This window comes from Plantactinospora sp. KBS50 (genome assembly GCF_002285795.1).
Taxonomy (GTDB): Bacteria; Actinomycetota; Actinomycetes; order Mycobacteriales; family Micromonosporaceae; genus KBS50.
Genome location: NZ_CP022961.1, coordinates 2,734,411 through 2,754,645 on the forward strand (window position 1 = coordinate 2,734,411; position 20,235 = coordinate 2,754,645).

16 protein-coding genes and 2 pseudogenes are annotated in these 20,235 nt (G+C 72.4%); 16 read left to right on the forward strand and 2 right to left on the reverse strand.

Annotation, left to right across the window (positions count from 1 at the left end):
• Positions 1 to 133: 133 nt before the first annotated feature.
• From CIK06_RS12110 to CIK06_RS12175, 16 genes and pseudogenes are all read left to right on the forward strand, one after another.
• Positions 134 to 1,855, forward strand: a complete 1,722-nt coding sequence (locus tag CIK06_RS12110; protein ID WP_198348213.1) for a non-ribosomal peptide synthetase — start codon at positions 134 to 136, stop codon at positions 1,853 to 1,855.
• A 32-nt stretch (positions 1,856 to 1,887) separates the two neighbouring features.
• Positions 1,888 to 4,341, forward strand: coding sequence for a condensation domain-containing protein (locus CIK06_RS12115; protein ID WP_095564909.1), 2,454 nt, complete (start codon positions 1,888 to 1,890; stop codon positions 4,339 to 4,341).
• The gene (locus CIK06_RS12120) at positions 4,239 to 5,234 is read left to right on the forward strand and encodes a condensation domain-containing protein (protein WP_095564910.1); all 996 of its coding nucleotides are present in this window, start codon (positions 4,239 to 4,241) and stop codon (positions 5,232 to 5,234) included. Before CIK06_RS12115 ends, CIK06_RS12120 begins: the two co-directional genes overlap by 103 nt.
• Positions 5,235 to 5,433: 199 nt before the next feature.
• Positions 5,434 to 5,910: pseudogene (locus tag CIK06_RS30905) on the forward strand (beta-ketoacyl synthase N-terminal-like domain-containing protein); the annotation flags it as partial.
• A gap of 158 nt (positions 5,911 to 6,068) precedes the next feature.
• Positions 6,069 to 6,575 (forward strand): annotated as a pseudogene (locus CIK06_RS30910) (type I polyketide synthase); the annotation flags it as partial.
• A gap of 875 nt (positions 6,576 to 7,450) precedes the next feature.
• Positions 7,451 to 8,722 (forward strand): thioester reductase domain-containing protein, encoded by a 1,272-nt coding sequence (locus CIK06_RS30915; RefSeq protein ID WP_232534174.1) that lies wholly within the window; start codon positions 7,451 to 7,453, stop codon positions 8,720 to 8,722.
• Positions 8,709 to 9,566 carry a 3-hydroxyacyl-CoA dehydrogenase family protein gene (locus CIK06_RS12130; protein ID WP_095564911.1) on the forward strand — a complete coding sequence of 286 codons (858 nt, stop codon included), beginning with the start codon at positions 8,709 to 8,711 and terminating at the stop codon, positions 9,564 to 9,566. Before CIK06_RS30915 ends, CIK06_RS12130 begins: the two co-directional genes overlap by 14 nt.
• Positions 9,563 to 9,835, forward strand: a complete 273-nt coding sequence (locus CIK06_RS12135) for a phosphopantetheine-binding protein (RefSeq protein WP_095564912.1) — start codon at positions 9,563 to 9,565, stop codon at positions 9,833 to 9,835. Before CIK06_RS12130 ends, CIK06_RS12135 begins: the two co-directional genes overlap by 4 nt.
• Positions 9,828 to 10,937, forward strand: coding sequence for an acyl-CoA dehydrogenase family protein (locus CIK06_RS12140; RefSeq protein WP_095564913.1), 1,110 nt, complete (start codon positions 9,828 to 9,830; stop codon positions 10,935 to 10,937). The genes CIK06_RS12135 and CIK06_RS12140 overlap by 8 nt, the downstream gene beginning before the upstream one ends.
• Before the next feature lie 85 nt (positions 10,938 to 11,022).
• Positions 11,023 to 11,991, forward strand: a complete 969-nt coding sequence (locus CIK06_RS12145) for a 3-oxoacyl-[acyl-carrier-protein] synthase III C-terminal domain-containing protein (RefSeq protein WP_095564914.1) — start codon at positions 11,023 to 11,025, stop codon at positions 11,989 to 11,991.
• On the forward strand, positions 11,979 to 13,070 hold the full coding sequence (locus CIK06_RS12150) for an HAD family hydrolase (protein WP_095564915.1): 1,092 nt from the start codon (positions 11,979 to 11,981) through the stop codon (positions 13,068 to 13,070). The genes CIK06_RS12145 and CIK06_RS12150 overlap by 13 nt, the downstream gene beginning before the upstream one ends.
• Complete coding sequence (locus CIK06_RS12155; RefSeq protein WP_095564916.1) at positions 13,067 to 14,617, forward strand: AMP-binding protein; 1,551 nt, start codon at positions 13,067 to 13,069, stop codon at positions 14,615 to 14,617. The genes CIK06_RS12150 and CIK06_RS12155 overlap by 4 nt, the downstream gene beginning before the upstream one ends.
• 1 nt (position 14,618) lies before the next feature.
• Positions 14,619 to 15,665 (forward strand): MupA/Atu3671 family FMN-dependent luciferase-like monooxygenase, encoded by a 1,047-nt coding sequence (locus CIK06_RS12160; RefSeq protein ID WP_095564917.1) that lies wholly within the window; start codon positions 14,619 to 14,621, stop codon positions 15,663 to 15,665.
• A gap of 1 nt (position 15,666) precedes the next feature.
• A complete protein-coding gene (locus CIK06_RS12165) occupies positions 15,667 to 16,626 on the forward strand; it encodes a 3-oxoacyl-ACP synthase III family protein (RefSeq protein ID WP_095564918.1) in 960 nt (319 codons plus the stop codon).
• A 158-nt stretch (positions 16,627 to 16,784) separates the two neighbouring features.
• Positions 16,785 to 17,363, forward strand: coding sequence for an NADPH-dependent FMN reductase (gene ssuE / locus CIK06_RS12170; protein ID WP_232534175.1), 579 nt, complete (start codon positions 16,785 to 16,787; stop codon positions 17,361 to 17,363).
• A 128-nt stretch (positions 17,364 to 17,491) separates the two neighbouring features.
• Positions 17,492 to 18,148: a heme oxygenase (biliverdin-producing) gene (locus CIK06_RS12175; protein ID WP_157756719.1), complete on the forward strand. Its 657-nt coding sequence runs from the start codon at positions 17,492 to 17,494 to the stop codon at positions 18,146 to 18,148.
• Between the two features lie 49 nt (positions 18,149 to 18,197).
• On the opposite strand, the gene CIK06_RS12180 is transcribed toward CIK06_RS12175, so the two are convergent.
• Positions 18,198 to 18,971: an ABC transporter ATP-binding protein gene (locus tag CIK06_RS12180; protein ID WP_157756720.1), complete on the reverse strand. Its 774-nt coding sequence runs from the start codon at positions 18,969 to 18,971 to the stop codon at positions 18,198 to 18,200.
• Positions 18,968 to 20,197 (reverse strand): ABC transporter transmembrane domain-containing protein, encoded by a 1,230-nt coding sequence (locus CIK06_RS12185; RefSeq protein ID WP_157756721.1) that lies wholly within the window; start codon positions 20,195 to 20,197, stop codon positions 18,968 to 18,970. The genes CIK06_RS12180 and CIK06_RS12185 overlap by 4 nt, the downstream gene beginning before the upstream one ends.
• Positions 20,198 to 20,235: the final 38 nt, after the last annotated feature.

Below are 20,235 nucleotides of genomic sequence, written 5' to 3' on the forward strand. Positions count from 1 at the left end.
CAAAGAGATCGTGCGAAATTGTCATTCGCGCAGATGAACGATTCGATTCGGGGGAAGCCGGTCCATGTCACGGGCGTCGCTAATTCATGAGTTCGTTGCGAACTGGGTAGACCGCCGGCCGACGTCGATTGCGGTGCGCGATCCCCTGAGCGGTGAACAGCTCAACTACGGTGAGCTGTGGGATCGGGCTGGCGGGCTGGCCGCCGCCCTGGTCGAGGTCGGCGTGCGGCGCACCGACGTGGTGGCCGTGGCCCAGGACCGTTCGGTCGGCCTGGTCGTCACACTCCTGGGAGTCCTCCGGGCCGGTGCCGCCTACCTGCCGCTGGACTCGATGGCCCCGCCGACCCGCCTGGCGGGCATCCTGCAGGACGCCGGGGCCGGCGTCGTCGTCCGGTCCCGGTCGGGCGGCAGCCTCGGCCTGCCCCCTGGCCTGCGTGTGCTGAACCTGGACGAACTTGGTGGGGGCACGACCGAGGTCGCCGGCCAGACGCCCGACGATCCGGCCTACGTGGCGTTCACCTCGGGGTCGACCGGGCGGCCCAAGGGAGTCGTGGTGCCGCACCGGGCCGTGCGCCGGCTCGCCGTCGCACCGCTGTTCTGCACGGTCGAGCCGGGCTACCGGGTCGGCAACGGGGCCAACCCGGCGTTCGACGCCACCACGTTCGAACTGTGGAACACGCTGACCGCGGGCGCGACCGTCGTCGTGCTGCCGTCCCTGGCCGAGTTGCCGCTGGCGGACTGGATAACACTGATCCGCGACGAGCGCCTGGACTGCCTGTTCCTGACGACGTCGCTGTTCCACACGGTGGCCCGGGAACGGCCCGACGCGTTCCGGGCGCTGCGAACCCTGGTGGTCGGCGGGGAACAGCTGGACATCCGGGCGGTGCGGCGGGTCCTGGCCGCCGAGCCGCCGGGACGGCTGGTGAACGGCTACGGCCCGACGGAGACGACGACCTTCGCGGCCTACTTCGACTGCACCAGGGAGAGCCTGGCCGGGATGGACCGCGTCCCGATCGGTTTTCCGTTGCAGGAGACCACACTTCACGTCCTGAACGAGCGGAACGAACCGGTACCCACCGGGACGTTCGGCGAACTGTGCGTGGGCGGCCCGGGTGTCGCGCTCGGCTATCTGCATCATCCCGAGTTGACCGCGCGGCGGTTCGTCCGGCTTCCCGACACCCGGGGGTTCGTCTACCGCACGGGTGACCTGGCCCGGCAACTTCCCTCGGGCGCGTACGAAGTCGCCGGCCGGCGCGACCGGCAGGTGAAGCTGCGCGGTTTCCGGATCGAGTTGGACGAGATCGAACGGGCGACGGTGGCCACCGGGCTCTGCGACGCCGCGTTCGTGGAGAAGATCGGCGACGGCCCGGCGGCGACGTTGATCGGGTTCGTCCTGCCGCCGGCCGCGGGCGGGCCGCCCTCCGGTGAACTGGCTCGTGAGCTGGGCCGCCGGCTGCGCGACCGACTGCCGGCCTACATGCTGCCGGCCCGCTGGATAGCCCTGGACCGGCTGCCCATCGGGCCGACCGGCAAGACCGACCGGGCCGCGCTCCTGAGCCTGCTCGACGCTGCGCCGACCTCCGCCGGCGAGCCCGCCGGACCCGGGGACGCCGGCGACGTGGGGGCGCCCGTCGGCACCGCTGTTGCCGCGATCTGGCGTGACGTGCTGGCCGTGCCGCGAGTGGCGCCCGAGGACAACTTCGTCGAGCTGGGCGGCAACTCGATCCTGGCCATGCAGGTGGCCGCGCGGATCAGGCAGAACCTGGGCTGCCGGGTCGAGCCGGCCGACGTTCTGCTGACCGACACCCTGGCCGGTCTCGCCGCGCGGCTGGAAGCGGCCAGCCCGGCCCGCTGAGGCCCACCCGTCGACACCTTCGGAGATGACGCATGACCTCAGGTCCGACCGCACTCGCCGCCGAGGGCTCCGGCGGGGCGTTGGGGGAACTCCGCGTGGCCCGGCTCTCCCCAGCTCAGGAGCGGGTCTGGTTCGTTGACGCCGCGTCACCGGGCAACGCGACCTACAACGTTCCGCTCCTCGTACGGACCGCACAGCACCTGGATCCGGAGGCGTTCGCCCGAGCCCTGGGCCGACTCGTCGCGCGTCACGAGATCTTGCGTACCACGTACCGTCTCGGTGAGCGCGGCCCGGAGCAGGTGGTGCGGGAGGTAACCGCGGTACCGGTACGCCGGGTGGATCTGGGCGCCCATCCCGACCCCGTCGGTCGGGTCCGGGCGGCAGCCGAGGAACTCGCCCGTGAACCCTTCGACCTGGGTACGGGGCCGGTGCTGCGTGCCGTGATCTGGCAGGGCATCCCCGGCGGAGACGCCTTTCTGCTGCTGTTGCACCACATCGCGGTCGACGGCTGGTCGCTCGCCCCGCTGCTGGAGGACCTGGCTGGCGCCTATCGGGCGGCCTGCGGCGGGACGCCGTTCGTGCCACCGCCGCTGCCCGCCCAGTACGTCGACGTGGCCGTGGCCGCCCGAGCCGATGCCGCCGATCCGCAGGTCCACGAGCTGATCCGGCGCAGGGCGGCCGAGCTGGCCCCGGTCCGCGCCGGGCTGAGGCTGGCCGGCGCGCGGCCGGTCGCGCCCGCCCCGGACGGCAGCCGAGCCGGCGCGCAGCTGGCCTTCCCGGTACCGGTCGGAGTGCCCGAACTGGCCCGGACGTTGCGGGTGACCCCGTTCGTGGTGCTGACCGCCGCCGTCCAGGCCCTGATCCACGGCTGGTCCGGGCGCGACGAGTTCCTGCTCGCCGTGATGACCGCCAACCGTCTGGCCGTCGAGCACGAGCGCCTGGTGGGCTTCTTCGTCAACACTGTGCCGGTGCGCTGTGCGGTGTCGCAGGGACAGACCTTCCGGGAACTCTGCGGCCAGGTCAGGATCGACGCGTACGCGGCGCTCGGCCACCAGCGTCTGCCCTACGACCAGCTGACGCGGGCGGTCGCGGCGTCGCGGGGCAGCGGCCGGAGGCCACTGGCCGATATCGGGTTCGTGTTGCAGAACACCGTCGTGCCGGACGTCGAGGGCTGGTCGCCGCCGGTGGTGCTCGGCACCGGTACGGCGAAGTTCGACCTGCTGCTCGTGGTCGACGACGGACCCGGCGGCAGCACGCTGACCATCGAGTTCGACACCGATCGGTACCCGGCGGCGGCGGTCGTCGCCCTGGGCGAGGGCTTTGGCCGGTTGCTCACGGCGGCGGTGGCGGCGCCGGACACCAGGATCGCCGACTTGCCCGGCGGGCCACGGACGGTTCCGGTCCCGGCTGCCGACGCGCGCGAGACCAACCCGGCGGTGACCGCCGGCGGGGTCGGGCCGGCCGGACCCGACACGCGGGCCGCCGCCGAGTTGTTCAGCACCACGCTGGCGGAGAGCCCGTGGCTGACCCCGCCGCCGCCCGGGCAGCTACGGCCGGGTGACGACTTCTTCGTCCTCGGCGGCCACTCGTTGCTGGCCGTGATGATGCTTGCCCAGGCGCAACGGGTGTACGGCGTTGTCATCCCGCCACGTGCCTTCCTGGCCGAGCCGACCGTCGCGGGGCTGGCCCGGCTGCTCGCTCCGGCCGGGTCGACCACGGCCGGTGGGGTGCCGGCGGTGCCCGGCGCAGACGAACCGGACGACGCCGATTCGCTGGCCCCGGCCACCGCGGTGCAGCAGCGATTGTGGACCATCGACCGGATCGACGCGCTGCGCCGGGCCTACCTGCTCCCGTCGGTCGTGGAATACCGGGGTCCCGTCGATCGCGTCGTGCTGGTCCGGGCGGTCGACCGGGTCCTGGCCCGACATCCCGCGCTGCGGTCCCGGTTCCTGCTCGACCGCCGTCGCCGGCAGGTCTGTTGCCGGACCGACCGTCCCGCCGCCACCGCCGAATCCCTGGACGGCGCCGCGTGGAGCCGGGCCGAGCTGCGCGAGCACCTGGCGCGGGCGTGCTGGTCGGCCTTTGACCTGGCCACCGACGCGCCGGCTCGGGCCGAGGTGCTCGCCCGCACCGATGCCCGGACCCTGCTCGTACTGGTGATGCACCACATCGTGGCCGACGGCTGGTCCCGGCGGCTGCTGCTGGCGGAGATCGCCTCGACCTACGACGAGATGACCGGTGTGGCCCCGGCGACGCAGCCGGCGGCCGCGCCGGTTCCCGCCGTCGCCCCGCCGGCCGGTGCGGCCGGGCTCGACCCGGTGTTGGAGCGGCTCCGCGGGGCGCCGATCGACATCGACCTGCCACACGATCGACCTCGGGGGAGTTGCAGAGCACCACGGCCGGCGTCCGTACCGCGCGGCTCGGCCCCGGCCTCACCACGGCGGTCCGCCATGCCGTCCGGCCACTCGGCTGCACCACTTTCATGACCGCGGCCGCCCTGCTGGCGGTCGCGCTGGCACGCCGAGGCGCCCAGCGCGACTTCCTGTTCGCCTTCCCGTGGGCCGGCCGGGACGACGGACCCACCGCCATGGCGATCGGGATGTTCGTCAACACGCTGGTCCTGCGAGTGGATCTGGCGGCGGCCGGTAGCTGGCGGGCGCTGCTGGCCCGGGTCCGGGAGAACTGTCTGGCCGCCTACCGCCAGGCCGACGTCCCGTTCGACGAGGTCGCCGCCGCGCTGCATCCCGGGCGTGACCTCAGTCGGCCGGCGCTGACTCCGGTGTACCTCAGCGTCGAGGAGGGACGCGACCAACCCGCGTCGCCGGCCGGGACGACCGCCCGCTACCTCGACCTCGACCCACTGCACCTCAAGTACGAACTGGAGCTGGTGGCCACCGATCTCGGCGACGACATCGAGGTGGCAATGACCTACGCGGTCGGCCTGTTCGAGCCGGCCACCGCCGCGATGCTGCTCGACGATCTCGTCACGGCGGCCCGTGACCTCGCGGCCGACCCGGATGCCCATCCCCTGGAGGAGACTGCCATGTCCACCACCGCCGCGGCCGAGGACCGAAGCCAGGCCGGGCTCATCGAGAGTGTCCGGCGAGCCTGGGCGGACGTGCTCGACCTGGATTCGCCCGGCCAGGTGCCGGTCGACGTCAACTTCCTGGAGGCTGGCGGCAGCTCGCTGCTGCTGATCATGCTCTGGGAACAGCTGGAACCGCTGACCACCCGGATGCTCCGGGTCTCCGACCTGTTCGAGCACGGCACGGTACGCCGCCAGGCGGCCCTGCTGGCCGACGACGAGCCGGCCGAGGACCTGCTCGCCGGCACCGTCCTCGACGAGGAGCCGGTCGCGACCGCTGGGGCGAGCGAGTGAGCGCCGGCACCGACATAGCGGTCGTCGGTGTCGGGCTGCGTTTTCCCGACGCGTGGACCCCGGCCCAGTTCTGGCGCAACATCGACGTCGGCGTCGTCTCCATGCGTGACCTGGATCCGCGGGCGCTGGCCGGTTCCGGGCTCACCCCGAGCAACTCCACCAGCCCGGATTCGTCGGCCTCGGCACGGTGCTGCCCGGGGTGGCGGAGTTCGCCGCGGACTTCTTCGGCTACCGGCCGGCCGAGGCCGAGAGCATCGACCCCCAGCAGCGGATCTTCCTGGAGGCTGCCTGGGAGGCGCTCGAGGCGGCGGGTCATCCGCCCCGGCCGGATGGCCCGGTGGTGTCGGTGTTCGCCGGCAGCGCGGCCGGCGCCTACTCGGCCGTCCTGCTCGCCGGCCGGGCCCGTGCGGTCGGGTTGCGGGCGGCGTACGACGACCTCGACCTGACCGTGGGGGGTCAGGCCGATTTCATGCCCTCCCGGGTGGCGTACAAGCTCGGACTGCGCGGTCCCGCCCTGGCCCTGCAGACCGGCTGCTCGTCGTCGCTCTACGCCGTGCACTACGCGCGGTCGAGTCTGCTGGCGGGCGAGTGTGACCTGGCCCTGGCCGGCGGCGCCACCGTGCTGGAACCGCTGCGGGGCTACCTGTACCAGCCGGGCGGGGTGCTCTCGGAGGACGGCTACTGCCGGTCCTTCGACGCCCGGTCCACCGGCACCACGTACAGCTCCGGGGTGGGGTGGTGGCCCTGCGCAGGTTGGCCGACGCGCTCGCCGACGGGGACGACATCCTTGCGGTGCTGCGCGGCAGCGCCGTGGGCAACGACGGATCCGACCGGATGGGGTTCGTCGCGCCCAGCCCGTCCGGTGTGGCAGAGGTCGTCGCGACCGCCCTTCGCGTGGCCGGCGTACCGGGCGAACAGCTGCGCTACGCCGAGGCGCACGGCACGGCGACCGCGGTTGGCGACCACATCGAGCTGCTCGGCCTGACCGGGGCCCTGCGCCGGGGCACCGACAGGAGCGGCTTCTGCGGGCTCGGCTCCGTGATGACCAACATCGGCCACACCGGGCCGGCGGCCGGCATCGCCGGCTTCATCAAGGCGATGCACGTTGCCCGGACCGGTCGCCTGCCGGCGCATCCGATGTTCGAGCGTCCGCGCGACCCCGGGCTGCTGGCCGAGAGCCCGTTCTACGTCGTCACCGAGCCCGCGGCGGTGACCGACCCGGACCGGCACGTGCTGGTCAACTCGATGGGGGTGGGCGGCACCAACGCGGCGGCCGTACTGGCGCCGCCGCCGGAGCCCACCCGGGCGCCGGCTCCGCAGCGCCCGGTCGTCCGGCTGGTCCTCTCCGCGCGCAACCGGGCCGAACTCGACGCCCTCTCGGTACGGATGGCCGAGGTCGTCGAGCGGGGCGAGCATCCGGCCGCCGATCTGGCGTACACGCTGCGGGTGGGGCGGGCCACGTTCGACGAGCGCCGGGTGGTGACCGCGCCGGCCGACAAGCTCGCCGCGGCCCTGCGGTTGCCGCGCCCGCCCGCCGTGCGAACCACCCGCACCACGCCGCAGCGGGCGCTCCTGGTGCTGCCGGAGCCGGCCACGGCCCGGTCGGCGGAGCTGGCCCGGCGGCTGCTGGCCGCACTGCCCGAGCGCACCCGGGCGGTCCGTGGGATCCCGGCCTCGGTGCCGGCCGACACCGTGGTCCTGCACGTTTCCCCCGCCGTTTCCCCGGCCGGGGCCAACACCCTGGTCGTGCCAGTCGGGGCGACCCCCGACGAGGTGGACGACCTCGTCGACGCCGCGCTCGTCGTGCTGTGGTCGGCCGGCGTCCGGGTCGACTTCGCCGCGACCACGACGGCCGGCCGGCGGATCACCCTGCCGACCTACCCCTTTTCCCGGAACCGGTTCTGGGCGCTGGACCGCTACGACACCGAGGCCGACATTCCGGTTGCGTCCGCCCCGACCAACGGCGCGGCGACCAACGGTGCGGCGACCAACGGCGTGGCGACCGGTGCCGACGGGATCGAAGCCGACCTGCTCGACGTCTGGCGGGGCCTGTTCGGCGTCGACGGCATCGGCCCGGAGGACGAGTTCGGCCGGCTCGGGGCACCTCGCTGTTGTCCGTCCAGATGGTCCTCGAGGTGCAGCGCAGACACGGCGTGCTGGTCAACATCCATCGCGCCGGCGGCAGTCGGGCCACCGTCCGGCGGGTCGCGGCGATCGTGCGCGGCCTGCGGGACAGCGCGTACGCCGGCGCGGTCGACCCGGCGCTGGACGGCGACGGTGCCCTGGTCGACCTGGACCTGCAGCTGCCGTTGGGCGAACTGGCCGCCGCGGAGGCCGCGGGCCGGGACGTGCTGCTGACCGGCGCGACCGGATACCTCGGTGCGTTTCTGTTGCAGGATCTGCTCGCCGTCACCACGGGCCGGGTGTACTGCCTGGTCCGCGCGGCGGACGAGGCCACCGCGATGGAACGGCTACGGGCCACGGCCGAGAAGTTCGGCCTGCCCGCGCCGGACCCCGATCGGGTCCACCCGGTACCCGGAGACCTGCGCGGGATCGGTGCGGTGTGCGCGTCCTACCGCTCCGGCGAACTGGCCACCCGGGTCGGCCATGTGCTGCACTGCGGGGCGAAGGTCGTGTTCACCGAGCCCTACCGGGAGATCCGGCACGACAACGTGCTACCCCTGGTCGAGCTGCTGGTGTGGATGCGCGGACACGGCATCCGGGACATCAGCTTCATCTCCACGGTGGCGGCGACCGCTCCCGCGGTCGGCGCGGACGGGCGCCACCTGGAGACTCGCGACCAGGCGCTGGACCCGCAACTCGGCGGCTACGGGGCCAGCAAGTGGGCCAGCGAGCGGCTGCTGGAACGCGCCGAACAGGACGGCATGCGGGTCCGGGTCTTCCGGCCGGGGATGATCATGGCATCGAGCCGCAGCGGCGCCTGCAACGACAAGGATCTCATCTGGCACTCCCTGGCCAGCGGGCTGGCGGTGGGGGCGCATCCGGAGGACGACCGGGCGATGCCGATGTCGCCGGTGGACGTGCTCTCCCGGGCGGTGGTCGAGCTGGCCGTCAGCCCCGCGTCGGTGGCGCGCGTCTACCACCTCGTCGACGAGCGGTCGCTGAGCATGCGCCAACTGTTCGAGCTGCTCGCTGAGGCCGGGCTGCCGACCCGGGCGGTCCCGCTGCGCGAGTGGCAGGCGCTGATCGCCGACCGCGCGCTGGCCACCGGCAGCGCGGTGCTCGGCGCGACCGCGCTCTACGAGTTGGAGGGTCACGAGCTGGCCGAGGACGGAGTCCAGGCCCGGGGTTGGCAGTCATGGCTGCGCCGGCGGCGGCTCTCTCCGGCGATCACCGCCGAGCAACTACGTGCCGGGCTGACCCACCTGGCCGGCCGGGTGGACGAGATCGCGCGGCTGCTGCCGGACCTGGCCGCGGGCGCGGCCTCCGGGACCGAACTGGCGAGGAGTGGTTATGGCAACGGTTGAGGAACGGCTGGGAGTCCTGGGCGCCGGCACGATGGGCAGCGCCGTCGCCGCGCTGGCGGTCGGCAACGGCCTGCCGGTGGTGCTGCTCGACGTCTGCGACGGCGTGCTGGACACGGCCCGGGCGGCGGTGCGCGGGCATCTGCGGATGGGTCAGCTGATGGGTCGGCTGCCCCGCGGCGGGGAGCCCGGCGAGCTGACCACCACCACCGACATGGCCGACCTCGCCGGCTGCACGGCGGTGGTCGAGGCGGTCACCGAGAGGGCCGACCTCAAGGCGAAGGTGCTGGCCGAGGTCTGCGCCGCGGTCGCACCGGGCACGCTGCTCATCTCGAACACCTCGGCCATCCCGATCGACGAGCAGGCCGGCTGGGTGACTGAGCCGGCCCGGCTGGTCGGCATCCACTTCATGAACCCGCCGTACCTGATCGAGACGGTCGAGCTGATCCGCGGGCCGCGCAGTGATGCCGACGCGCTGGCCGACGCGTCCGCGCTGCTTGACCGGCTCGGGCGACGCGCAGTGGTGGTCGGCGACGGGCCTGGATTCGTGATCAACCGGATCCTGCAACGCATGATCAACGAGTCGGCCCGGATCGTGGAGGAGGGCATCGCCAGCCCGGAGGCGGTCGACGAGCTGTTCCGCGGCTGCCTCGGCCACAGCACCGGTCCGCTGGCCACCGCCGACCTCATCGGCCTGGACAACGTGGCCGACTCGCTGGTGGTGCTCTGGGAACGCACCGGAGACGCCGGCTACGAGCCCTGCCGGTTGCTGCGATCGAAGGTCGCCGTGGGAGACCTGGGCCGCAAGACCGGCCGGGGCTTCTTCGAATACGGAGGAAAGCGATGAAGCCCACGTCGACCGGACCGGGTACCGCCGAGCAGATCCGGGCGAACCTCGTCGAATTCCTGCGCAGTCGTACCCGTACGGCGGTCGAACCGGATCTCGACCTGTTCAAATCCGGCCTGGTCAGCTCGTTGTTCGCGCTGGAGCTGCTGGTGCACCTGGAAGGTACGTTCGGCATCACGGTCGGCGGGGCCGACCTGACCCTGGACAACTTCCGGACCGTGCTCGCCATGACGGCGCTGGTGCAACGGCTGGCGGCGGCCGATGGCTGAGCCGTGGGGGGCGGCCGTCGACCTGATGACCCGACTGGTCGGCGACTCCGCCGGGGAATGGGACCGGGCCGGGCGGGTGCCGGTCGAGATCGTGACGCAGCTGGCGGCCGGAGGCGTGCTCTGCGCCCAACTCCCGGCCGAGTTCGGTGGGCTTGGTCTGACCAGCGGGGAGAACGGCGAGCTGACCGCCCACGCGGGCCGGCTCTGCTCGTCGCTGCGCAGCCTGATGACCTCGCACGGAATGGCAGCCTGGACGGTGCAGCGGTTCGGCCGCCCCGAGCAGCAGCGGGCCCTGCTGTCCGAGCTGACCTGCGGGGTGCTGGCCTGTGTGGCGTTCAGCGAGGCCGGCGCCGGCAGCGACCTGTCGGCGATGTCCGCCCGGATCACCCCGGCCGGCGACACCGTGGTGGTGAACGCGGAGAAGGTGTGGATCACCGGTGCCATGTACGCCGGTAAGATCCTCACCTTCGCCCGCTACGGGGATGGCTTCGCGGCGGTGATGGTCCCGCGGACCGCCCCCGGCGTGACGGTGACCAGGGTCAGCGAGCCGCTGGGCTGCCGCGCCGCTGGGCACGCCGACGTCCGGTTGGACGGGGTACGCCTGCCGGCGGACGCGGTGCTCGGCGGGGCCGGGCTGCCGATGGACTGGCTCGTCACGACCGCGCTGACCTACGGGCGCATCTCGGTGGCGTGGGGCTGCGTCGGCATTCTCCGGGCCTGCCTGGCCGCGACCGTCGCGCACTGCGGGGAGCGCGAGCAGTTCGGCCGGCCGCTGCACCGCCACCAGCTGGTGGCCGGTCACCTCGCGGACCTGGTGCTGGCCGAACACGCCGCCATGCTGGCCTGCCGCGAGGCCAGCCGCTGCTGGGACGAACGGTCGAGCGACCTGGCGATGGCCGCGGTGCTGGCCAAACAGGTCGCCGCGACCGGCGCCACCGACGGCGCCCGGCTGGCGGTGCAGGTGCTGGGCGCCCGCGGGGCGCAGGACGGGCATCCGGTGGCCCGCGCGTACCGCGACGCCAAGCTCATGGAGATCATCGAGGGCAGCAGCGAGATCAGCCGGCTGCTGCTGGCCGAGCGAGCCCTGGCGGTCTGGTCGTGACCGGCCGCGTCGCGCATCGGGTGGTGCGGGGCGACCACGACCGGGACGGTACGGGCCACCAGGGCATGACCAGGAGGGCTTTCTCATGACCGCCGAGCCGGTTGGGATCGGCGCCGTGCACTGCACCCTGCCCGGCGTCCGCCAGAAGACCTGCGAGTTGCCCGAACTTGCGAACCTCGGGCACGAGCAGGTCGAATTCGTCACCACCAGCGGCATCGAGACCGTTGGGCTGTTCGAGGACCACAGCGCCGGCGACCTCGCGGCCGAGGCGTGCCGGGAACTGCTCGCCGATCACCCGGTCGACGCCGACGTCCTGATCCTGGTCGGTCCGCGGGCGCCCGATGTGCTGCTGGGCTCCGACGCGACCCGGGTGCAGGCCGAGGCCAAGTTGCCCGGCACCGCGTTCACCCTGGACGGGCTGGGTTGTAGCGGCTCCAGCGCGGCCTGGGGACTGGCCCGGGATCTGCTGCTGGCCGACCCGTCCCGGCGGGGTGTGATCATCGCGCACGGCAGCCGTCCGACCGGACTGGACCGGGTGCGCTTTCCGGTAACGATCATCGGCGACGGCGGGTACGCGATGAGCATCGTTCCCGGTGGCCGGCCCGTGCTGCGGGCGCATCGAATCGAGTCCGACGGCGCCTTTCACGACCTGTTCACCGTCGACTACCGGCGGGTCCCCTGGTACGAGTGGCGCGAGGTGTGCACCTCGCCCGACCGGTACCGCTTCGAGCTGGCCATGCAGAGCCGGACGCGGTTCGTCCGGCTGGTGGACGACGTGCTCGCCGACGCCGGGGTGACCCGGGACGAGGTCCGCACCGTGCTGATGCAGAACGTGACCGTGGGCGCCTACCAGTTCTACGAGGCGCTGCTCGGCCTGCCGATTCACCCGATCTGCGCCGCCCATCTGCGCGCCTACGGCCACCTCGGCGCGATGGACGTCGTGCTCAACCTGTCCCGGCTCACCGCCACCACGGAACTCACCGAGGGAGATCTGGTCATTGTCCTCAACAACAGTCCGGTTGCGGCCTGGGCGGTGACGCTGTGGGAGATCTGAAGACCGTCAAGTGCGTCGTCTGGGACCTCGACAACACTCTGTGGCAGGGAACCCTGGTCGAGGACCCTGAGGTGGTCCTCGTCGAACGGATCCGTTCGGTGGTTGAGACCCTGGATGCCCGCGGCATCCTTCAGTCGGTGGCCAGCAAGAACGACCACGAACCGGCGTGGGCTGCGCTGGAGCGGCTGGGTCTGGGCGAATACCTGGTCCTGCCCCAGATCAGCTGGGGACCCAAGTCCACTGCGGTGCGGGTGATCGCGGACCGGCTCAATTTCGCGTACGACACCGTCGCGTTCGTCGACGACCTGCCCAACGAGCGGGCCGAGGTGGCCTTCCACCTGCCCGACGTGCGTTGCTATCCGGCGGCCGACGCGCCCGGCCTGCCGGACCGCCCGGAGTTCCAGCCGACCATCACGGTCGACTCCCGCCGTCGGCGGGCGATGTACCAGGCCGGGTTCCACCGCGAGCGCGCTCGGGAGACGTTCGCCGGCACGGACGAGGACTTCCTGCGAACACTCGACATCCGGATGTCCATCGTGCAGGCGACCGAGGACCAACTGGCCCGGGTGGAGGAACTCACCCTGCGTACCAGCCAGATGAACGCCACCGGGGTGCACTACTCCGCCGAGACGCTGCGCGGGTTCCTGGACGATCCGGGGCACGAGGTCTTCGTGATCTCCATGAGCGACCGGTTCGGTTCACACGGGGCGATCGGCGTGGTTCTGTTGCACCGCCACCGCGAGGTGTGGCATCTCAAGCTGCTGGCCACCTCGTGCCGGGTGGTCTCGCTGGGCGCCGGCGCCACCCTGTTGCGCTGGCTGATCGACCGGTCGGCGCGGGCCGGGGCGCACCTGGCGGCGGACTTCCGGCGGACCGATCGTAACCGGATGATGGAGGTCGCCTACCGCTTCGCCGGGCTGACCGACGAGGACTGCGCCTGCGTCCGGGCGATCGGGATCGCCGGCCGTGACGGCATCGAGGTGCTGCACATCCGTCCGGCCCCGCAGCCGGCCCCGACCACCATGACGGTCGAGGCTCCCGGGCTCGGCGGGCCGGTGGTGAGCGGGGCGACCCCGTGACCGGGCGCACGCTGTACCAGTGGTTCGTCGGGACGGCACTGCGCCAGCCGGAGCTGATCGCGGTCGAGGGGGGCGGCGCGACACTCAGCTACGGGCAACTGCACCGCGCGGCCGAGTCCCTGGCGGCACGCATCCTGCGTCGGCACGGCGCGGCGCCCGCCCGGGTCGCCCTGCTGGCCGGCCGCGGTCCGGTGGCCTGCGCCGGCTACCTGGCGGCGCTGCGACTCGGCGCGGCCGTCACCCCGGTCAACCCGGGTTATCCGGTGCTGCGCAACCGGGCCGTGGTCGACCTGGCGGAGGCGGACGTGCTGCTCGCGGACGAGGACGTCGGCCAGGCCGGTGAACTCGGCCCGCGGGACGGCAGCACGGTCACGGTCGCCGTCGCCGAGCTGACCGACCCGGCGGGGCCGGCGCCGCTGCCGCCGTACCGGGGCAACCTCGACGACCCGGCCTACGTGCTGTTCACCTCGGGCTCGACGGGCCGGCCCAAGGGCGTGCCGATCAGCCACCGCAGCGCCGACGCCTATGTGGCGCACAACGTGGCTCGGTACGAGGTCGGCCCGGGGTGCCGGATGTCGCACACCTTCGACCTGACCTTCGATCCGTCGGTGTTCGATCTGTTCGTCACGTGGGGTGGCGGCGCCACCCTGGTGGTGCCCGGCCCGGGTGACCTGCTCAGCCCGGTCGACCACGTCCGGCGCACGGCGATCACGCACTGGTTCTCCGTGCCGTCGGTGGTGTCCGTCGCAACCGAGATGGGCAGGCTGGGCCCGGGGTACGCTCCGTCGCTGCGGCAGAGCACGTTCATCGGCGAGCCGTTCACCCTCGACCAGGCCGCGGCCTGGCGGGCGGCCACCGGCGGTGGGCACATCGACAACGTGTACGGACCCACCGAACTCACCGTGGCGTGCAGCGAGTACCGGCTGCCCGAGCGGCCCGGGTCCTGGCCCACCACCTCGAACGGCACCGTGCCGATCGGCCGGATGTACCCGCTCCTGGACTGGGTGCTGCTGGACGCGTCCGACGGGGTGGCTGCCGGGACGGAGGTGGACGAGGGGGAGCTGTGCGTGCGCGGGGTTCAGCGCTTCGGCGGTTACCTCGATCCGAGCGACAACCCGGGCCGGTTCGTGCGGGACGGCGACGGGCCGCCCGCCACGTCCGACTACTACCGTACGGGCGACCGGGTCCGGGTCGAACACGGTGAGTTGGTACACCTCGGGCGGCTCGACAACCAGGTGAAGGTCCGTGGCTACCGGGTCGAACTGGGCGAGGTGGAACACGCCCTGCGCGGCCATCCGGACGTCAGCCAGGCCATCGTGATCGCGGTTGAGTACGGCGGCGAGCTGGAGTTGGCCGGCTGCTTCACGGGACGGGACGTCTCGACCAGACAGCTGGGTCGCTGGCTGCGGCAGCGGGTACCGGTGCACATGGTGCCGCGCCGACTCGTCCGGCTGGACGCCATCCCGCTCAACCCGAACGGCAAGGCCGACCGTGGCCGGATCCGCGAGCTCATGCTGGCCGGGGCGCCGGCCCGATCGAGGAGCTGAGATGGACTTCAGCCTGTTCTACTTCGCCAATGACAGTGAGGCCGAGACCGTCGGCCGATACCGGCTGCTGATCGACGGCGCCACCTTCGCGGATCGGAACGGTCTGGCCGCGGTGTGGACACCGGAGCGGCACTTTCACCCGTTCGGTGGCCTTTACCCGAACCCAGCCGTCACCTCGGCCGCGATCGCCACCATCACCGAGCGGATCCAGATCCGAGCCGGCAGCGTGGTCGCCCCGCTGCACAGCCCGCTGCGGATCGCCGAGGAGTGGTCGATGGTGGACAACCTTTCCGACGGCCGGGCCGGGGTTTCGTTCGCCTCCGGTTGGCACGCGGTCGACTTCGCGCTGCGACCCGACTCCTACCGGGACCGACGCACCATCCTGTTCGACCAGATCGACCAGGTCCGGCGGTTGTGGCGGGGCGAGCAGATCGAGGTGGTCGACGGGGCCGGCGGCCTCAGCCGGGTCGGCGTCTACCCACCGCCGGTGCAGCCCGAGTTGCCGATCTGGGTGACCAGCGCTGGCGGGATCGAAACATTCCGCAACGCCGGGCGCTGCGGCGCCGGTCTGCTGACCCACCTGCTCGGGCAGGAGCTGGACGAGCTCGCGGTGAAGATCAAGGCATACCGGACGGCGGTGGCCGCGCGACCCGGTGCCGACTCCTGGCCAGGCCACGTGGTGCTGATGGTGCATACGTACCTGAACGAGGACGAGGACGCGGCCGAGGACCTCGTCCGGCAGCCGCTGAGCGCGTACCTGCGCAGCTCGTTGCAGCTGCTGCTGGGCGCGCGGCTGGACGGGGCCCGCCCGATGGACCCGGATCGACTGTCTGAGGAGGACCGGGAGTTCCTGGTGGCCCGATCGTTCCAGCGTTACTTCCACGACGGCGGCCTGCTCGGCTCGGTGGACAAGGCCACGGGAATGGTCGAGCGGTTCGCCGCCGTCGGAGTGGACGAGGTGGCCTGTCTGATCGACTTCGGGCTGCCCACGGCGACCGTTCTGGCCGGGCTGGACCGGCTCGCGGTGCTGTCGGACCGGGTCCGCTGAGATGGCCGGCATCGTCGACTTCGAGATCCGGCTGCCGGACGGGCGGGCCCGGACGGCCGAGATGAGCCGGCGGTCGGGGCTGGCCGAACCGGACATCCTGAAGATCACCCACTGCGCCGAATGGCCCGCGTTGGGCCCCGGCGAGTACGCCTGGTCGCTGGCCACCGAGGCGGCCCGCGCCCTGCTGGATCGCACCGGGATCGGGCCCGCGGCGATCGATCGGGTGGTGTACGCCGGCTCCGGCGAGTGGGACGTGCCGTTCTGGTCACCCGCCGCCAAGGTCGCCGCCGAACTGGGCGTCACCGGCGCGCACTGCTTCGAGGTGACCAACTTCTGCAACGCGTCCGCCCTGGCGTACCGGGTCGGCATGCGCGAGATCGACGCGGGGGCGGCACGCCACGTTCTGGTGCTGTTGGGCGACCGGCTGAGCCAGCTGGTGGACTACGCCGACCCGGACTCGCGGCACCTGTTCAACTTCGGGGACGCACCGGCCGCGGTACTGCTCGGGGCGGATGGCGAACGATTCGGCTACCGGCACGGTGAGTTGCTGACCGACCCCTCCTGGTCCGACTACTACCAGGGAGAGCTCGACGACTTCCAGGTCCTGATGCGCCGCCGGGGACGCCGTCCCGGACTGTCGGACGCCTACCTGACCAACTACCTCGCCGTGCTCTCCGCGACACTCGAACGTCTCGGCGTCGGGCTCGGCGACGTGCGGTTCCTCCTGGTCAACCACAGCGACCGCAACGTGCACCAGCGGCTGCTCGACGCCCTCGCGCTGCCGGCCGAACGCAGCGTGTTCAACTATCACCGGTACGGGCACATGGGCGGCGCCGACACCCTGCTGGCCCTCGACGACCTGCTCGCCGCGGACCGGCTGGCCAAGGGCGATCTCGTCCTGTTGGCCAGCAGCGGGATGGGGTTCAGCTGGGGCGTCACCGCGCTGGAGTTCCGCGGATGAGCCCGCCCGCCTTCCACGTCTGGCCGGGCGGCCACTTCCACCTTCTCGACCAGCCGCAGGCGGTGGGCCGCCGGCTGTGCGAGGACATCGTCGCAACGCGGCCCCGATGCGGTCGCCCGATCTGAACCGAGGGGGATCCGTTGGCCACCGTCCTGTCCGTGTGCGGCTCGCCGTCACCGACGTCCCGCACCGCCCGGCTGCTCGGTCACCTCGACAGCCGACTCCGCGACCGAGGGCACGAGGTGACCGCGTTCGCCGTCAGTGCGCTGCCGGCCGAGGCGCTGATGGCCGGCGACGGGTCGCACCCCGCGCTGGCCCGGGTACGCGACCTGGTGGCCCGGGCCGACGGGCTGGTGGTCGGCACCCCGGTGTACAAGGCCGCCTACTCGGGTGTCCTGAAGTGTCTGCTGGACCTGCTTCCGCAGCATGCCCTGGTCGGTAAGCCGGTGCTGCCGCTGGCCACCGGTGGATCGTCCGCTCATGTCCTGGCCATCGACTACGCCCTGCGTCCCGTTCTGCACGCGATGGGCGCCGCCCACGTCGCCCCGGGCCGGTTCCTGCTCGACCAGGTGGTGACCGTCGGTGCCGACGGCGTGGCGACGATCGCGGCCGAGGCCCGGGCACAACTGACCGCGATGGCGGACCAGTTCGGCGAGCTGCTGACGGCCGGCTGGCCGGTGTTCCCACTGGGAGCCGCGTGGGCCGACTCGCCAGCGGTCGCGCCACGCCCGTGCTGATCGGGCGGTGGAGCCGACAGAAGGCAGCGCGCGATCGCTTCAGGTCATGGCGGACACGGATGTCCTGCGAACCAGAATGGATCTATGATGTGGGCCGCAGCACGTCAGCGGAAGGATCGACCAGCCCTGTGACGACACCGACGAACCCACCGCTGTCCGCGATGATCCACGAGGCGCTGGCCGACGTGCACCGACGATCCGGGCGCGGGCGGTTCCTGCGGACGCTGCTCGCCGGCGACCTGCCGGTGGCGGCCTTCCAGGAGTTCGTCACCCAGCGGTACTTCATCTTCCGCGCCTTCGAGGAGACGGCCGACCAGGTACGCACCGATCCGATCGCGGCGCCGTTCCTCTTTCCCGAGCTGGAGCGGCTCGCGCCGATCCGGCGCGACCTGGCCCACTACCACGGACCCGACTGGGCCGAGCGGGTCGCGCCGTACGAGGCGACCGAGCAGCACTGCGCCTGGATCCGGAAGCTGGCGGCCGACTGGCCCGGCGGGTACGTCGCGCAGCACCACGTGCGGTACGTGGGCGACCTCGCGGGCGGCCAGGTCTTCCGGAACAAGATGGCCGAGCATCAGGGCCTGGTCGGCCCCGGCATCGAGTTCTACGACTTCCCGGAGATCGCCGACGCCGAGGGATTCCGCCGGCACTACATCTCGATGCTGGACGCCGCGCCGTGGGAGGTCGGGGAGCAGCGCCGGATCGCCGCCGAGACCGCGCACGCCTTCGAGCAGACCATCGCGCTCTTCGACGCGCTCGGCGAACGGACCCTGGGCGGCGCCTGAGCGACCGTGCCGCGACCGCGCCGCGACCGCGCCGTCCGGTGGGCCGGGGTCAGTCCGCGGACGCCGCCGATCGGGACGACGCCAGCGCGTCGTCCTGCATCCGGTAGAGCGCCGCGTACCGTCCGCCGGCGACGGCGAGCAGTTCCTCGTGGGTACCGCTCTCCCGCACCACGCCGTCGGACAGCACGAGGATCCGGTCGGCCGTGCGGACCGTGCGCAGCCGATGCGCCATCAACAGTACGGCCGAGTCGGCGAAGAGTTCGGCGAGCGCGGTGTTGAGCTGCTCCTCGGTCTGTGCGTCGAGCTGGGAGGTCGGCTCGTCCAGGATGATCAGGTCGGCCCGCTTGAGCAGCGCCCGGGCGATGGACAGGCGCTGGCGTTCGCCGCCGGAGAAGCGGTAGCCCTTCTCGCCGACCACGGTCTGGTAGCCCTCGGGCAGCGACGCGATCAGGTCGTGCAGTTGGGCGGCGCGGCAGGCCGCCACGATCTCCTCGTCGGTGGCGTCCGCGGCGACGTAGCGGAGATTCTCCACGATCGTCTCGTGCCGCACGTATGTCTCCTGGGTGATCAGGGCGACCGAGCGGGCCAGTTCGGTCATTCTCATCGTGGTGGTCGGCCGGCCCCGCAGCAGCACCTCACCCCGGGTCGGAGTGATCAGGCCGGACGCGAGCATGGCGATCGTGCTCTTCCCCGCGCCCGACTCGCCGACGATCGCGACCGTCTCGCCCCGGTGCACCGTGAGGTCGATGCCGTCGAGGATCCGGCGGTGACCCTCCGGCAGGTCGGGACGGGCGCCCGGCAGGGTGTGCGGCAGCACGTTCATGCCGAACATCCCGGGCCGGAGACCGTCTTCTCGTGGGAGAGGCCGGGAATCGACACGTCGTCGGCGGGGACGTGGTCGAAGCCGACCTCGCGCATCCGCAGCACGACCGGTCCGACCCCGGTGTCGGCCGCGTCGTCGGACGAGGCGTCGGCCGTACCGTCGGACGAACTGGACGGCGCGGCATCGGGCGCGGCGGCCGGCGGCGCCGGGTCGGCCAGCGGCCGCAGCGGCGAGTCGAGGACGTCGAAGACGCGGGTGAACGCCGCACCGGCCCGGAAGGCCGGGTAGCGCAGGCCGATCAGGGTGCTCACCGGCGCCTGGATCTGCCGGAGGTAGAGCAGGAAGAGGAACAGCGTGCCGAGGGAGACATCGCCGCCGGTGACCAGCAGCGCCCCGCCGGCGAGCAGGGCGGTGGTGGTGATGGTGAAGACCAGGTCGTAGCTGGAGCCGACGGCGGCCCTCCAGGAGGCGAGCCGGAGCGCCACCTCGCGCACCTTGTCCGCCAGTTGCGCGAACCGGGTCCGCTCGGCCTCCAGCGCGCCGGCCTGGCGGGCCAGCAGCACCCCGTCGCGGTTCAGCACCGATTCCACGTGGCTGGAGAGTTCGGCGTTGTGCCGGAAGGACCAGCGGATCACCGTGTTGATTTTGGATTCGGCCAGCCGTACCGGCCAGAGCACCAGCGGCACGATCAGCAGGACCACGGCGAGCCGGGGGTCGACCACGACCAGCACCACGCCGGCCACGACGAGCGTCACCGAGCTGGCCAGCGCGGAGGCGATGACGCTGGTGAAGAGGGGTTCCACGGCGTACACGTCGTTGGTGAGGCGGCTGACGAGCATGCCGGGGCGGACCGTGGTGTAGAAGGGCAGCGGCAGCCCGACCAGGTGGTCGAAGAGCCGGCGTTGCAGATCCCGGGTGACGCTGTGCCCGATCCGGTCGGCGATCCGGGAGGCGGCGAAGCCGGCGCCCACGCCGAGCAGCCCGGTCACGCCGATCAGCGCCAGCGGCCACGCCACCGCCTCGAACCCCGCACCGGCGGCCAGCTTGTCGATCACCCCGCGCAGCAGCAGCGGCTGGCTCAGCGACAGCAGCGCGGCGAGCAGGACGAACGTGAGCAGCACCAGGATCCGGCCGCGGTACGGTCGGGTCGAGGCGACGATCCGGCGCAGCAGTACCGGGTTGCGCAGGATGGACGGGCTCGACGAACTCTGTGCTGCGGTGCTCACGATGGCCTCTTTCGTCCGTACGGTCCCTTGTGGACTGT